General features: G+C 61.8%; 16 protein-coding genes. 7 read left to right on the top strand and 9 right to left on the bottom strand.

Translation table 11 applies throughout. The annotated features are described in order from the left end of the window. Positions 1–14 precede the first annotated feature (14 nt). On the bottom strand, positions 15–584 hold the full coding sequence (locus CH271_RS09470; RefSeq protein ID WP_303396048.1) for a MerR family transcriptional regulator: 570 nt from the start codon (positions 582–584) through the stop codon (positions 15–17). Positions 585–1265: 681 nt separating this feature from the next. Beyond that, entirely contained in the window at positions 1266–2123 is an 858-nt protein-coding gene (locus CH271_RS09460; RefSeq protein WP_176460259.1) for a LysR family transcriptional regulator, read from the bottom strand. 92 nt (positions 2124–2215) lie between these two features. Here CH271_RS09460 and CH271_RS09455 point away from each other — a divergent pair, with 92 nt between their 5' ends. The 7 genes from CH271_RS09455 (at position 2216) to CH271_RS09425 (ending at position 10201) form a co-directional block, all read left to right on the top strand. Next, positions 2216–3208: a DMT family transporter gene (locus CH271_RS09455; protein WP_230591638.1), complete on the top strand. Its 993-nt coding sequence runs from the start codon at positions 2216–2218 to the stop codon at positions 3206–3208. Next, positions 3159–3995, top strand: a complete 837-nt coding sequence (locus tag CH271_RS09450) for a hypothetical protein (protein WP_052049299.1) — start codon at positions 3159–3161, stop codon at positions 3993–3995. Before CH271_RS09455 ends, CH271_RS09450 begins: the two co-directional genes overlap by 50 nt. Before the next feature lie 22 nt (positions 3996–4017). Continuing rightward, on the top strand, positions 4018–4329 hold the full coding sequence (locus CH271_RS09445) for a hypothetical protein (protein ID WP_032364824.1): 312 nt from the start codon (positions 4018–4020) through the stop codon (positions 4327–4329). Further along, positions 4326–5804, top strand: coding sequence for a pyridoxal phosphate-dependent decarboxylase family protein (locus tag CH271_RS09440; protein WP_052049298.1), 1479 nt, complete (start codon positions 4326–4328; stop codon positions 5802–5804). The genes CH271_RS09445 and CH271_RS09440 overlap by 4 nt, the downstream gene beginning before the upstream one ends. Continuing rightward, positions 5801–6808 carry a cupin domain-containing protein gene (locus tag CH271_RS09435; protein ID WP_052049297.1) on the top strand — a complete coding sequence of 336 codons (1008 nt, stop codon included), beginning with the start codon at positions 5801–5803 and terminating at the stop codon, positions 6806–6808. The genes CH271_RS09440 and CH271_RS09435 overlap by 4 nt, the downstream gene beginning before the upstream one ends. Then, positions 6805–7539: a type 1 glutamine amidotransferase domain-containing protein gene (locus CH271_RS09430; protein WP_052049296.1), complete on the top strand. Its 735-nt coding sequence runs from the start codon at positions 6805–6807 to the stop codon at positions 7537–7539. Before CH271_RS09435 ends, CH271_RS09430 begins: the two co-directional genes overlap by 4 nt. 757 nt (positions 7540–8296) lie before the next feature. Next, a complete protein-coding gene (locus CH271_RS09425) occupies positions 8297–10201 on the top strand; it encodes a hypothetical protein (RefSeq protein WP_032364823.1) in 1905 nt (634 codons plus the stop codon). Positions 10202–10717: 516 nt separating this feature from the next. Here the strand turns inward: CH271_RS09425 and CH271_RS09420 are convergent. The 7 genes from CH271_RS09420 to CH271_RS29100 form a co-directional block, all read right to left on the bottom strand. Further along, a complete protein-coding gene (locus CH271_RS09420) occupies positions 10718–11791 on the bottom strand; it encodes a GAF domain-containing protein (protein WP_032364822.1) in 1074 nt (357 codons plus the stop codon). Beyond that, positions 11788–12828, bottom strand: a complete 1041-nt coding sequence (locus CH271_RS09415) for a sporulation-delaying protein SdpB family protein (RefSeq protein WP_141214631.1) — start codon at positions 12826–12828, stop codon at positions 11788–11790. Before CH271_RS09415 ends, CH271_RS09420 begins: the two co-directional genes overlap by 4 nt. Beyond that, positions 12825–13484: an SdpA family antimicrobial peptide system protein gene (locus CH271_RS09410; protein WP_052049294.1), complete on the bottom strand. Its 660-nt coding sequence runs from the start codon at positions 13482–13484 to the stop codon at positions 12825–12827. The genes CH271_RS09415 and CH271_RS09410 overlap by 4 nt, the downstream gene beginning before the upstream one ends. Positions 13485–13600: 116 nt before the next feature. Next, on the bottom strand, positions 13601–14173 hold the full coding sequence (locus tag CH271_RS09405; protein ID WP_032364821.1) for a hypothetical protein: 573 nt from the start codon (positions 14171–14173) through the stop codon (positions 13601–13603). A gap of 465 nt (positions 14174–14638) precedes the next feature. After that, positions 14639–14950, bottom strand: coding sequence for a hypothetical protein (locus CH271_RS09400; protein WP_141214632.1), 312 nt, complete (start codon positions 14948–14950; stop codon positions 14639–14641). After that, positions 14947–15276, bottom strand: a complete 330-nt coding sequence (locus CH271_RS29105; protein WP_032364819.1) for a transcriptional regulator — start codon at positions 15274–15276, stop codon at positions 14947–14949. The genes CH271_RS09400 and CH271_RS29105 overlap by 4 nt, the downstream gene beginning before the upstream one ends. Continuing rightward, positions 15273–15719, bottom strand: a complete 447-nt coding sequence (locus CH271_RS29100; RefSeq protein WP_206539365.1) for a hypothetical protein — start codon at positions 15717–15719, stop codon at positions 15273–15275. The genes CH271_RS29105 and CH271_RS29100 overlap by 4 nt, the downstream gene beginning before the upstream one ends. Positions 15720–15734 lie beyond the last annotated feature (15 nt).

Here is a 15734-nt window from a genome sequence, read left to right as displayed (position 1 = left end):
TTCCGTAGTCGATTTCAAGCGGTCCTGCGGTCGCGTCGCGATCGCAGTTCGTCGATCCCGGCGACCTTGCCGCTTCCCGCAGCGACTGCAGGGAGCGCACGGATATCGGCAGCCACGTCCGCGACTGTATGCCCGAGCGCGATGCCGAACACGCCCTGCCCACCGCGTAACAAGTCCACAATCTCGTCGTCAGATGTGCACTCGTACACCGAAATACCGTCGCAGAGCAGGGTCACAGATGCCAGACCCTGGGCGTCACGCGCACGCAGGCACTCGATCGCAATGCGTACATTTTGCAAAGACACTCCGGCCTCGAGCAGGCGACGAATCACTTTGACCACCACGATATCGGAGAAGGCATACATCCTTTGCGATCCCGAACCGGATGCAGCGCGGATCGACGGTGACACAAGCCCTGTACGGGCCCAGTAGTCGAGCTGGCGGTACGTTACCCCAGTCACTTGCTGGACCTGGGGCGATTTGTACCCCGGACACCCGTTCACGGCGTCGTCGGCGATGCCGTTCGAGGTCTTGAAAAGCCCCGGCACGATGTCCTCGAACGAACCCTGTTCGCTGCAGCTCACAACTCGCACCCACCCTTTAATCGATCGTTCGATGCACGATACCGCTCGACATCACTCTCCTTTCTCTCCCGGCCAGCGGGCCAGCTCTGCACGTTTGGCCCGCACCGTTACTCGGTGGACAAACCGAGCAGCCATCCGATGAACGGCGTAAGACGAGGAACACCGAACCTGAAGAGCAGAAACACCGCGAGGAAGACGGCTATCGTGACCCGCCTGGATCGGAACTCCGTGAAGGAACGGATCGCTATAACGGCAGTGACTGCCACTACCAGGGAGCAGAAGTTCAGCACGTCGTCGCCGCTCGTCCGAGCAAACCTGCCGATGCAATCGGGCTGAGTGGGGTCATTTCATGGGGCGTGATGCTGTTCATCGCCGCACCGTAACGATTGTGGCACCGATGGCGGAGGTCTTGAACGGAACGTAGAATTCCCCGAATAGGGGAATTCTACGAAGCTTGATCCCACGGGCGTGTCGGACAGTGTTCGGCCACCACCGTCGCCCTGCCGACGTTCAGCATTCGCGATCTCCCGCGCTTCCGGTGGCCGTGAACCCGGATCTAGCGCATACCTGCGCCCTGACAATCACTGCCATACAACCTGTTTCGCAGATGTCATATGCCTGCCCGTTACCTTTTGAGCAGTCCTGAGAACCGAGCGTTACGGGTGCAGGTCGGCCGCGGAATCAGCCTGCGAGAATCACGTTCATCGCATTCAGGAGCGCGCCGACAGCCGGGATTCGGGTCGAGCTCGCCGCACGCAACGAACGCGTCACGGCCGGCTCGGTCGGCAGATACCGCACCCCGGCCGTTCGGACTCGCGCGGTGTCCGGAACCAGCGCGACGGCCAGACCTGCTTCGACGAGGGCCAGTTGGGTCGAATAGTCGGACACCTCGTAGCGGATCGTCGGTTCGACTCCAGCTTCGCGCAATGCGTGCACGAGCGCGGAGTGCGCATCCGACCCTGATGGGCATACCGTCCAGATCGATTCCGTTTCGCCGGAGAGGGTTGCCATCTCACGGCTATCCTCGATCGGTACCGCGAGGTGTACATCCTCGGTGTGGAGGGTGTGGACGTCGATACCTGCGGGGACCGTCGCCGGCCGATGGTCCCAGGACTCGAAGACGACGAGATCGAGGGTGCGGTGCTGGAGGCGGTCGAGCAAATCGATTCCTTCTCCGTCGACGACCTCGGGGCGCAGCAGTGGATACGTGCGAGCGAGGTCTGCCAGAGCTGGGACCACCAGCCGACGTAATGCACTTGCGACCGCGCCTACTCTCAGCGCTCCGGCAACGTCGGTATCGATCGAGGCAAGGTCGTCTTCTGCGGCTTCGGCGAGAGCGGACATGGCGGCCGCACGTGTCGCCAGTGCGCGACCGGCGGGGGTCAGCCGTATCGACCTTCCCTCTCTCTCGACCAGGGTGGTGCCGGCTTCCTTCTCCAACTTGCGGATGTGTTGCGACACTCCAGGTCCGGTGAGGTGTAAAGATTCTGCAGCTCGAGTGACAGAACCTTGTTCGGCTACTGCGGCGAAAACTTTCATCCGATCCCACGACAACATATAAGTGATACTACTGTTTTAGCGGTAGAACTGGCTAGTAGACTTATCGGTTTGTAACTGGTTGCCTTGACCAGGTGACCAGAACCGCGATACCGAGAGCTGACGCCGCCGATCGGGGGGTGGGCGGGAATGCGGCGCTGGTCATCGCCGGTGCCGCGTCGCTGTCGCTGTCCGCCACCTTCGTCAAACTCGCCGATGTCACCTCGGGGACGGCGGCATTTCTACGATGTCTTATCGCGCTGGCGGCTCTCGTTCCGATGGCGCTGTGGGAACTTCACCGACGCGGCGCAATGCCGACGAGGTTGTATCCCATGGCCATTGGTGCCGGAGTCTTCCTCGGAGCGGACTACGTGATGTGGACCGCGAGCATCCTCGACGTCGGTGCCTCGATCGCCACCGTCCTTATCAATGTCCAGGTCGTCGTGCTGCCGCTGATCGCGCTCGTCGTCGATCGAACCGCAATCCCCCGACGATTCCTCATGGCGGTGCCTTGCATGCTGCTCGGCGTTGCACTCGCCGGCGGACTCATCGGCGGAACAGGAGCCGACAACGCGCTCCGCGGGTCCATCCTGGGAATCTCCGCCGGTGCCGCGTACGCGGCCTACCTGTTCCTGAACCGCCGCTCCACCCAGCGAAGCCCCAGCCATCTGGTCACCCCGATCTGTGTGGCCACCGCATCGGCAACGGTCACTGCCGGCATTGTCTCGGCAGGCCTCGGAGACCTCGATCTCGACATCTCCGCGGCCGCGTGGGGATGGATGATCGCGCTCGCTTTGCTCGGACAGGTTGCCGCCTGGCTGTTCATCAGTTCGGGATCCCGATCGCTGGCGGCTAATACCGTCGCGGCCTTACTCCTGCTGCAGCCTGTGCTGGCTATCGCGTTCGGATTCGTTGTCCTCAGCGAGCGACCCACCTGGATTCAACTGGCCGGAGCCGCCGTCGTCGTCGGAGCCGTCTGGACCGCAACCCGACACCCCCACCACCCTGACTCCACTTCAAGCCACGGAAGAGGCCTTCATGACCCCATCTCCGACGAGCATCGATCGAGTCGTCCTACCCACCGATAGCACCATCCCCGTCGCCCGCAGCGCCGAATACGACACCTACTTCAGGATCTCCCGCAGCGCCGACCCGCACGCGTGGGCGGTCAGCGCACTGACCGTCGTCACCGCCATCACCACAGATCTGCCGCAGTCCACTCTGGACAACGACTCACGACTCCGCCTACTCGACGCCCTGGCCGTAGTCGTCGGCGACGCCTCCGCCGCAGCAGCTGTGGCCGCACAGGGACGAGATCCTTCCCCGCTGGCAGCGCCGGCAGACCACAGCACGGACGATCGCACCCCGCAGGCTCCCAACGACGCTGCACGACAAGCGATCACACGCTGGAAGAAGGGCCACCACCTGTTCCACCTGTTCGTCATATCCATGAACAGCCGGCTCGCGGCAGTGCTGGAGTGCCTTGCAAACAAGCAGTGGCCCGCTCTCGCCCACCAACTCACCGAACTAGGGACTCTCTACGCCGGGGCGACCGAGAGCATGCGGTACGCGTCCGATTTCTCACCGGAGATCTACCGTGACTTCGTCCGGCCATCCATGGAACCGCCCTGGCTCGAACCCGGGTTCTCCGCCGTGTTCAACCGGGATCACGACGTGATGCTCACCCGCGCCAAGATCGTCCGTACAACACTCAAGACGGCTGAACTTCCCGGCGTCGCAGCAGATTCCGCACGACGGCTCTGGAAGAGCCAGGCCGAGAACCGGCGCGCCCACCAACTCATCTGCCAACGATTCGTCCCCGGCGGCGATTCACTGCTGCAAGAGCACTTCGACAGCACCGGTCAGAGCAACTGAAACAGAAAGGCTTCGCCCTCTCATGATCACCGTCATCGAAACCTGGCACCTGACCGCCGAAGCGGCCGAGAACGCCCTCTCGGTCCTGCAAGAAATGGACGAACTCCTCGACGACAACGCACACCACCACCCGGGGTGGGCGGGCCACGCGCGCTTCTTCCAGCACGCATCGGACCCCCAACGCGTAACGATGACCTACCCCTGGGAAAGCGCCGAGCACGCCACGCACCTCATCGAATCGGAGACGCCACTACTCGAAGATTTCTACCGCCGGTACTGCGAACGCCCCCGCGAGGTCGTCTTCGCCCACGAGCTGCCGGTCGACGTCGAATGACCCCCGACCCAACAAAGCCGACTGGCGACTGGACTCCCGAGCAGCTCAAAGCCTTCGGCACCGACACCCTCGATCGAATATGTCGACACTTCGCCGCGCTCGACGACGTGCCCGTCACGACGCCGGCCGATGCGGCCGATGTCGCCGACGCGATCGACAGCGAGCTGCCATCCGAGGCAACAGATTTCGCCGACATACTCGACGACACCTGGAACAACGTCGTTCCGCATTTGACGCACTGGAACCATCCACGATTCCACGCCTACTTCAGCAACAGTTCCTCCGGACCGGCCATCCTCGCCGAGATGACCGCTGCGGCATTGAACGTCAACGTCATGTTGTGGAAGAGCGCGCCCTCGGCTGCCGCCGTCGAAGACACCGTCACCAGATGGCTCGCCGAACTGCTCGACTACCCCGCCGCAGACGCACTGCTCGTCGACGGTGCATCACTGGGCACGTTCTACGCGTTGGCCGCCGCCCGCCACCGGGCACAGCCCGAGGTTCGACATCACGGAACATCCGGCCAGAAACCCGGCCGGATCTACACCTCCGACCAGGCCCACTCGTCGGTCGACAAAGCTGCGATCGCTCTCGGCATCGGGCTCGACAATGTCGTACGCCTACCCACCGACGCTAGCGGCCAACTCGATCCTGCTGCTCTGTCGACTCGCATTGGATCGGACGTCGCGGACGGTTACACACCGATCGCTGTTGTCGCCACCGTCGGTACGACCACTTCAGGTGCTCTCGACCCGGTCGAGGCGATTGCGGCCGTGTGCCGCGACCACCGAGTGTGGCTGCACGTCGACGCCGCGTACGGAGGCTTCTGGCGCATAGCCCCGGCCATCGCGCAGGTCCTTCCGTCACTCGCGGCCGCCGATTCTCTCGTCGCCAACCCACACAAAGTGCTCTTCACCCCTATGGAGTGCGGGGCACTGTTCTGCCGTCACCCCGGAGCACTCGAAGCCGCCTTCACACTGGTTCCCGAATACCTGCGTACCGACACCACCGGCGGTATCGACTACATGAATTACACCCTCAACCTTGGGCGACAATTCCGAGCTCTGAAACTGTGGTGGACCCTGCGCGCCTTCGGAATACGAGGCATCCGAACTCGACTCGAACACAGTCTCACCCTGGCGACGAGGCTGCGAGACGCCCTTGCCGCAGACCCGCGGTGGCATCTCGCGAACGATTCGCCGCTCCCCTTGCTCTGCCTCCGGATCTCCTCTGCCGACGGACAGGCGACGCGGAAGATCCTCGAGACCGTCAACAGCACCCACCGGACGCTGCTCTCCCACTCCGAGCTCAACGGCCACTACGTCATCCGAGTGTCCATCGGCAACATCCACACCACTGCCGACCACATCGACCAACTGGTTGCCGAGCTCACCGAGGCAGCCGACGCCGTCGTCGGCACACCCCGTCCACTCGCTTCAGTGACCGTCACCCAACAGGAGGTATCCGCGTCGTGACCACCACCATTTCCACCGAGGCCATGCTGCACGAGAAGGCGGCAGCAATATCCGCCATCGGGCGGTGGTCCGCGGCCAACGAGAACTTGCCGTGGGCCCCGGCCCCCGACTCCCATGCCGTGCACTGGAGTTATGCCGAGCTTCGACCGCTCGCGATCGCGGCAGCCGACATGGTCAAGGGCGACCGAGCAGCTCTACGGGTACTGACCCTCGCCAATCCGGGCCATGCCCGCGAGGCCGCCGTCGGATATCTCTATTCGGGGCTGCAGATCATCAACCGCGGTGAAGGTATGACCCCGCATCGGCACGCGCCGACGGCCCTGCGCTACATGCACGAGGGTGACGGGGCATGGACGGCCGTCGGTGGAACCAAGATGTATCTCGAGCCTCGCGACGTGGTGATCACCCCCGCCGGCGAATGGCATGAGCACGGCAACGACAGCCCCACCGACTCCCCCGCCATCTGGCAGGACTGCACCAACGACCCCCTCGTCGCCGCCCTCGCCGCGACACAGTTCGAGCTCCACACCGACAACACCCACCTCGAGCCCCACATTTTCGCGCAGGACAGACACCACCGAAACCTGAGCGAGCCGCTGCTCTACAAGTGGGACAACGTACTTCGCGCCCTCGGTGAGCAACAGCGGACCCACGAGGCCGACCCGCACCACGCATACCGACACACCCTGCACGCAGAAGGAACCCACGACCCTGTCACACCGGTCATCGATGCTGCATTCACACTCCTACCTGCAGGGATCCGAACACAACCGATGCGGCGCACCGCTTCCGCCGTCTTGATCGGGGCACAAGGGTTGTCCACCATCCACGTCGACGGAAAGCCGTTCCGGTGCAGCGAAGGAGACAGCATCGCCGTTCCATCGTGGTCGACTGTCAGCTACGTCAACGACACCGACATTCCAGCCGTGCTGTTCGAGTTCAACGACGCGCCCGCGATGACCGCCCTCGGTCTCTACCGCGAAGAGAAAGACGCACAACGGTGACACCAACGTCGACCATCACGATCCTGCTGTCCGAAGCCCACATCCTGACGCTCAATGACGGCTCCACTCGACCATGCGGCTTCTGGGCCGAAGAGTTCATCACAGCCCATCGAATCTTCACGGCCGCAAACATACGGACGATCATCGCGACACCCGGCGGCGGCGCTGCGCACGTCGAACCCGACAGCATGCACGCCCCTCACAGCCCAGACCCTGACGGGTACAGAACGTACCTATCCGGTCTGAGCGAGAATTTGCGCGCGCCGGCCGCGCTCGAAACGGTTGACCCCTCTACCGTCGACGGGATCTTTGTGCCCGGCGGCTACGGGCCAGTGGTGGACCTGCACAAGAACTCTCACGTTGGAGAGTTTCTCCGCGCGCTCCGACGGGAGGGGACCCCGATCGCGACGGTCTGCCATGGAACTGCGGCGTTGCTTGCCGACACCGCATCCGGAGCAACGTGGCCGTATGCAGCCCTGACGATGACGAGTTTCTCGGACCAAGAGGAAGCCGATGTAGGACTGCTCGGCACGCTCCCCTTCACCGTCGAGCAGGAAATCCGGCGCCGGGGCGGCACGTACACCGCAGGACACCCGTGGCAGCAGCACATCGAAATCACCGACACCCTCATCACCGGACAGAACCCCGCCTCCACCGAGGCGGTCGCAGAACAGCTGACCCAACGGATCGCAAACTACTCCAGTTCGACTACCCGTTCAGGAACTCGCTAGTTCACCGGCCGGTTGACCTCTCGGCTTTGTCCCTGGATGGAACTGCTCGGAACGCTGTAACGTGCGTGGGATTTAGAATTTTATAGGCCTATTCTGTCTGTCAGCACCTGATTGACGTCTTGGCCGAAGTCGCCACGACCAGCATTCTTAACCACTGACCGACCGAAACGAAAACACGACCATGACAACTGACATTACAGATACAGAAAACCCGCCACCCTAGGTCGAGTGACGGGTCTTTCCATCGATTAAAGCGCCGAAATAATGCAAATCAACATTAATATCGAAGGGATCAATGTAGACGCTGCTACAACCAATCCCGTTGTTGCCTTAATTACTTCTGTCACGGCAACAATGATCGCCGCTAAGGTGTATAATTTATCTATCACGATTCAAATAGGTCCTCCATTCAATAGATTTACCGATGCTTTTCCGGCATCCACCAATTATAGCAGGTAATTCACCTTTTCGCTTGAGCAACCCATTCCTCCAAACGATGATAACGAACTCTGCGAAGAGTAGAAGGCAGATACTTTAAGTAGTCCTATTGTCGCATCAATTCTGCCGCGCCGCTGCCCGGCAGACCTTACGGAATTGACCGCTTCGATACCTGCGATAGCACTTCCCGGATCACCGGCCAAAACGATTCAAGACCTCGCCTCAATCACCCCGGAGGCGTCGTGCATGCTGGGACCACTCTACAGCTGGCTGACTGCATTCGGCGACCTAGCATTGCTCGACCTCGTAGGCTGCACGAATGGACAGAGCAAGCATTCCGTCGCCTGGCGATATGGACCATCTGAGCAGCGCAGAACGCAAAGCGAAGCGCAAAGATGACCGTGGACGGCGAGTCGGCACCAACGTGCGCGATTACGAGCGCATGTGCGGATCTGGACCCGATCGATTGGCCGAGACTCTGATTGCGCGCCACAACGTCAGGATGAAGAACACGGAGAAGCTGCCGGATGGATTCCGATTCGAAGCAATCCTTTTTCTGGCACCGATAGCAATACTGGATATCGCGCATCGCAAGCTGAACCTTACTTTGGATCGCGCACCGTCAGCCTATTATGGCAAATGGCCTCACGACCTCGGCTGGGGAGTGGACAGCTGCGTCGCGGCCACCCGACTGCTTCTCGCAGGACAAGTGGTGGCCGCTGCCACGATCGCCCGACAACAACTCGAACGATGGACTGCGGTCATGGCACCTGTCGTCGGAGTCGAGCAACATCCGTCTGAAAAAGTGGAGGACTTCATTGCGCGTGCGTGGACCGCATACGCCGAGCGCATGCCAAATCCTGGCGCACCGCCGGAATCATCCAACATCGAGGGCGACGCAGACCCGACTACTGCGCAAGATATCGAGGGCGACGACAGCTCCGCAAGCACAGAGGAGCCAACCGCGCCTCATAAGCACGTCGTCCTGGCGAACGGACGTGAAGTATGCCCAGCCGTCGTCTACGGCGTTCTCAGCGAAATAATGCATGCGCGACTCTTCGAGGAAGCCATGTGGTGGGAGTCGGCCGCGCTCCTGAGCAGATTCGATGTACCAAGTGTCGTATACGGCGCGGTGGACTGCATAGCGGATGCGTTGAGCTTGAGCCTTACCCAGATTCAATACATGACGGCTGCTGGCCTGTATCGGCAGGGCGATCCCGAGGACGCCGTGACGTTGATAGCAAGTATCAACCTTGCCGTACGGCCTTCGGCTGACGTCGCGGGTGAAGAACCACCAGACGATGCCCTCCCGTATTCGTCATCGTTCGTACTGCCGAGATTGCCTACCGTCATGCCATTGTCGCCCGATGAAGGCCTCTTGCCGGTGTTTGTTCGCTACCTAGACGATCAACGATCCACGTACGAGTCGCTGGCCTGGAATCATCGGCCCGCAGGTCGCTTGTATCGGGACGACGAGCTTGCGACGTTAGCCTTCGGCGCTCATCGCCAGGCGAGTGCATCGTTTGCGCTACGAGCCCTCGCCGCCGAGCGAGACGAACTAGGCGACGATTTCAACATTGACTCGGTGGCCTCGCGCGGGACGAACTACATCGTGGTTGCCGAGTTGGCGGCTCTTGCTGCTCTGTGGACACGCAACGGTCCTCTGATACCAGCAGCATCGACTCCCCTGGCTCTGGTGTCGTCGACGTTGCGGTCCGCATACTGGTTGTGGTTGGAAGACGACGACCGGGCGATGGCTTCGCTTCGATGCACGCTAGAGCAAATCGCTCGATCCAGGGTCCACCGGACGAAACCGGCGAAAGCGGAGCGCCTTGAAGAATCCGTGCACAACAAGCCTCAGCGGTGGATAGAGGCCGCCGGGTGGGGTCGACTGTCGGCTTGGAATCGAGTGTTGGGCGCGTACGCGCACGCCCACAAAAAGCCTAATTGGGAAGGCGCTAGAGAGCTCCTGAAGGACTTGCAGCTCGACGCGGACGAGCCGTACGCCTTGCAGCGAGCGCGTGGTGACGCACTGAATGTGGTGACGACTCTGGTGGCGCACGAGTCAATCAGCATTCTGGCTCTCTTCTCACAGAAGGTGGCGGCTACCGCAGCTGAACTGCTGGAAAACCACTCAGGCTTGGACATGACACGGGAATGGATGGATGCGTTGATGAGTAACGCACTTGCCCATCGGAAAACACCGATTACAGAACAAGACTGATCGGCCAGCCCGAACACCCCGCTCCGGTAGCTACTCGACGGGCTGGGCGGCGTCGGCGGGGCACCATTGGTGATCGAGCTGAAGGTACCCCTTGCCGTTGCCGATCGGAATTTTGAAACTTAGGCAGCAAATCCACTGTCCCCGTCCAGTTTTCGCCCATGCGTGAAGAAGCCCAGGGGCCTTGACGTCCATCGCGAGACCTTCCGATCTCTCGCCTGTCCGTCGCTGTTGCTGAAGCGGGTCGAATAGAGCTAAGTGGCTCGAAGGTCACGGGCCAGTTCTCTCACAGTTCGCTGGTCAAATGCACGACCGCTCGCCTGTGCGGCCGGTGGGCGACAGACATGTCCGCGCCGGCGGGCCTGCAGCGCAGTAATCTGCTCGCCGAAACGTGGGTGCGCTGTGTGATGCCGCGTCCGTGAACGGTGGTTTCGATGGTAATCGACCAGATACGGCCCCTCCCTGCTCGATACCGCCGTGGCCGACGGCCTGAGAGAACCTCATCGACGTCGTTCAAGGTCACGGCGAACAGTATGCCGCGGTCGGAAAGGTGTTGTCGTATAACACGACATCTGCGGAGCTACCGGCTCCGACCTCACCCACTCTGCGTACGGTGACCAATGCTGCGCGCGCTTTCGCACCCAGAGGCAATGGGGCAGCTCTGATTTCGTACTTCTCGTAGTGGCCGGTTTCGTGGAGCAACCGAATTGTCTCTGGCGTTCGAGCAGTGGCCGCAGGTTGTTGTACGGCTGTCGCCAGAAGTCGTGCGCACGGCAGGTCTTCGGGGTGTATGACGGGCCGCGCTTTAGTGGCGATGCTTCTCCACGCCAGTCCGGGCGGCGGTGCGGTGTGCCAAACCAGCAACATCAGCGTGGCGGGATCGACGATCGCAAGGTGTTCTTGGGGACGTAAGAGCGAGTGAACGATGAGGTCCGACAAGTGAGTAGCGGCGCTCTGGGGTGGCAGCGGGGAGGGTCCGAGGTCGTGCGAGAGGCCGTGGAACACACGGTCTCCTGTCGCGCGGTCGAGGCGAATGCGACCGGTCACGTTCACTCGGCGCTGCGCATGGTCTGCAGTGGCCTTCACTGTGGTCAGTTGCACTGCTGTGTCGGCGTGTGCGGCCACGAGGTGTCCCAGAGCTGGGGCGGCGTCGACGCCGAGATCATGTGGCTCGATGGCGTCGGCAACAGTACGCTGTCGGCCGTGGTGGGGCGCTGCCATCGTGATTGCGGTTCCTCGCGTGAGATTCCATTCGAAGGCGTGAGCGGACGGCGGAGCTGCAGATGCCTCCTCGACAGGTGAAATGAGCAGCCACACAGCTCGTGTACGACCGCGGTGATCGAGGATCGGCTCGGCGGTCACCCTCTTGCGGCCGGCCGTGACGTCGTGACGTCGTCCCGTATCGGATGCCGAGCGGACCGCATCGAGTGCCGCGGTGCGGTGGGAACCGCGGAGAAACTTCTGTAGTGGAGTTGCCCGGCGTGAGGTGTCGCCCACTCCCACCACGGTGTGTTCGTGCGGTCCGAGGGTGTCGATCAACAGCCACTGATGGCGCGTGTCGCGGCTGGCGTGGTGAGTGGATTGGGTCGTCATCGCTCGTCCGACCCGATGGCTTCGGGAGGGCCCGCTGTAGCGGTGATGGGGTCTGTGACATCGGGGCGGCGGCTTCGGTCGCGATCGAGCTCGCTCACGTCGAGGGTTGATCGTGTGCCGTCCGTCGAGAATGTGGTGCGCCGGCGGGTGGGCATCGCGGCGATGATCGCGGATCCGATCATGATCGTGGAGAAGCTCCACAGTCCCATGGTCGCGATGATCCCGACGTGTAGCACGATGTCGAGTGTCAGGCCCACTTTGCGCCATCGTCTCGTGCCTAGAAACAGGATTCCGATCAGCAGTTCGATGACCAGTGCTCCCCAGGTCATCGAGATCACCAATGCCGGTATGTTCGAGGTCCAGATCAGCATCGGTTCGAGTGGGTAGCTTGCTCCGAATGCGTTGTCGCGCAGGAAATAGTACTCGGCGGTCCCGTTGACCCAGTCCGAGACACCGAACTTGCTGATCGCACTGTCGAAGTAGATGAAGGCCAGCTGCAGTCGCAGCGCGAGCAGGCATGCGTACGAGAGGGGTTGAATCCACCGGTTGGGTTCGGTGGTGGGGTGTTGCCAATGCCAGCCTCTGTCGTCGAGGAGGGCAAGGGGGACGATCAGGATGCAGACGATGCGCACGACCGATTCGCCACCGTCGGGCAGTGCGATGCTGCCGGCGATCGAGTAGGCGACCCAGGCATGTGGGAGTGCGGTCACTCGGGGACGCCACCCTGTGGCCACCAGCAGCAGGATTGCGGCCATGCCCCAGTGTCGCCACTCCAGTGGGATGGCGTCGTGTCCGAGGCAGTACAGAGATGCGCTCTGCACTCCGGCGCAATGCGGAGCATCGTTCTGTCCGATCACCGGCACCATCAACGCAGCTGGGGTGGTGAAGAGCAGGATCGACAGCTGAGCTAGCGCCAGGACGGTGCGGCCGGTCCCGAACCACCTGTTGCGAGGATCGTGCTCGGAGACTTTTCGGTAGACGTACTCCACTGTGTCGTTGATGGTGCCTGCGGTCTCGAGCCGAGCGGTGGTCATCATGAGCACTGCACATTCAGGTGCGCGGTTGCGGTGACTTTCCGATATTCGTCCGTGAGACGTCGGAAGCTCCAGGGTGTGGTGTGCTCTTCGGTCAGGACGACGTCTCCACAGACGGTCGGTATCGGTGAGTTGCTCGTCACCTCGTCCGGAACAGACTCGGCAGCGGTGACAATGCATGTGGCCGTTGGGTCGTCGCAGGGCAACCAGGTTCGGACGGCGGCGTTGAGGAACCCGAGTTCGGGGCCTTGCGCCCGTTGGGTGCGCGATAGCCCGTAGAGGTTGGTCACCGCTCCCTGTGGGGTCTTCATCAGGCTGTAGACAGCATCGGCACTGTCGACGGTGTAGGCACCGACCTGGGTTCCTTCCGGATCGCGGGTGAAGAATGCCCAGTCCTGTGGATCCAATGCGTTGAACGCCGTCCGGACGGGGTGATCGCCGTCGCGTGTGAACAAGACGTTGCTGGGCAGTGTGAAGACTATGGCGAAGGCGAAACCGCCGACTACTACTGCCGCGGCGACCACGAAGAGCAGAACAATCAGCACCTTCGGTGGCCGACGTTGCGCCCCAATAGAAGTCGAGTACTCGCCGCGACCGGCCTCGATTGTGCTCGCTGTTGCCTCGTCGATCTGGTGCAGCTCGGGTCGAACGTCTGTCATGGCGGGCTCTCATGCTCGGACGTGGCTGATCGGATGGGTCGACCACCCCTGGGTGCGGTGCACGGATCGAAGCGGGATCGAGGCAACGCACCCAGGGGCGAAAGCGTTGACGGGTCTCAGAGCGCTGAGGTCACCAACGCAGCAGTCTCGGTTCGCTCGAAGTCGCCCTTTCGATTCAGGTCGAAGCCGTAGGAGATCGCATCGGGGACGACGTAGAGCACGACCCCTACTTCGGTCGCAGCTGCGACGTTGGCGTACCCGACTGCGTTGAGGACGCCGGCCACATTGATCTCTACAGCGATGTTGGAGTCGTGGTAGAAAAATCCGTCGGTATGGACATCTCCGCCGGACTCACTCGCGCCACTTTGCGCGGCCAACGTCTTCAGATCAGCCGAGATGGTGTCGATACCCTTCTGAGCCTGGTAGGGATCGTTCGCCTGAACGGCGTGGGTCACCGAGGAGTGGAAGTTCGGATCGACAGAGACCAGGGCATCGGTGAGTTGGCCGATCTGTTCGTCAGTGGCGGTAGGTGCTCCTTCGACCTTGAATTTGGCGGCGACGTCCGGATGGTCCTGCGCCGCACGGCCGCTGGCGAGCGCGAGTAGCCCCACCACGTCCTGGTCGGTGTATTTATCCTGCTTCGGACCGGTCGCCGATGCGGCCTGCACCGGCGCGTCGTGAACGGTCAAGGCCTGAGCAGTCCCTACTGCCCCGAGACTCAGGACCACCAGCGGGGCGGCAATAGCGGCGGCGACTTTAACTTTACGTGGGAACACAATTCATCCTCGAAGGGTGTGTTTCGACGAGACCCCTATACCGGCGGGCGACGCCGAGGCGGCTTCGATCGACGGGTTCGCCGACTCGAGCGCTCGATTTGCCACGCCGATGACCGCGTGGACCACCCCAGACCGTGCCGACTACGCAGCTCCACGCAACTGCTATCGCGCACCGATTTCCCCACCATGCCTACGCAGCAACGGCACATGCGGGTCGCCTGGCCGGTTCGCCGATGGACAGTCCGTCGGCGAACAAAACAAACCGAACAAGCTGATACTAACGACGAGACAGGCGGGTGTAAACCTTTACGAAGGACTAATTAACGAGACAAACGATCCGAATGGGACGACTGACGTGAAACCTCGCTATTGGGATTTCTACGGCTCGATGATGTTGAACTGTGCAGAGTTTCGCACTCCCAGGCGTGCAGTGATGCGACTACCGATTCGATGGTCGAGTAGCTTTTCGCTCAATGCGAGGCGCTGCGCGGGCCGACCTCGGTAGTGAAAGTAGACGCCGATTCGGTTGGCGGTAGACGGGATCTCGACGTCGTTGGTGCCCCAGTTCAATTCGTGGCCGCGCCCATCGACTTCGAGGCCAGGTTTGGTGAACAACGCGTGAAACCACGTATTCACCCACGCTGGCTTCACAGAGACAGTTGCAGTAATGGTGTCGACGGGAGAAGTCATGTGGGTTGCTCACCTTCCGGTACGAACTTGATGATGTCCTGCAGGGCTTGCATGTGTTCACCGAGCGCGGTACGTCCGCGGTCGGTGGCCCGTATCCATGTGCGCGAGTACCGAGCGGTTCGACCCTTCTCTACCGCAACGTACCCGGCCGCTTCGAGAGCTGACACATGTTGAGAAAGTAGAGAATCACTGATCTGAAGTGCCGATGCGAGGATCTTGAACTCCACCGCAGCCACACCTTCCCTCGACGCAGCCGCCAGAATCGACAGTCGAATCGGCTGGGTCAGTGCTCGATCGAGTTGGTGCCGTGGATGATCGACCGTCACGACGTTCGCACTCCGCGCACCGACACCAACACCGGGACGACGGCGACGATACCTGCGCCGGCCAGTACCAACGCACCGGATGCGACCGCCAGTATCAAGCCATGGGGCGCTATACAAAGAGCGATCGTGGCGACGCCGATCAACACCGTTCCGACGGTGGTCGACCCGGAGGAGTCCCGTCCCGGTGGCAATGGGACACCAATCGACTTGCCTATCAACAGAATCGCGCATATCGCCAGAATCGCTACAGCGGCGGGCAACCAGACCCAGCCAGGCTCGACGAACCCCATTACTGCATAACCAGCCGCCGCGACCACCACTGCCACCGACGAGAGCGTAAGTGAACGCCCACGGGATGAGGCACTGCGGTGATGGCTGCCGATTCGGCGTGAAGCCTGCTCGGACTCGAACAGCGCTCGCGCTGAGTCGAATTGCTCGGACATTTTTGCCTCCCTAGC

Origin of the sequence: Rhodococcus sp. 05-340-2 (genome assembly GCF_002258915.1) — a bacterium.
Classification (GTDB): Bacteria; Actinomycetota; Actinomycetes; order Mycobacteriales; family Mycobacteriaceae; genus Rhodococcoides.
The sequence above is the reverse complement of the archived record's forward strand: the minus strand, read 5'-3'. Positions and strand labels throughout refer to the sequence as shown.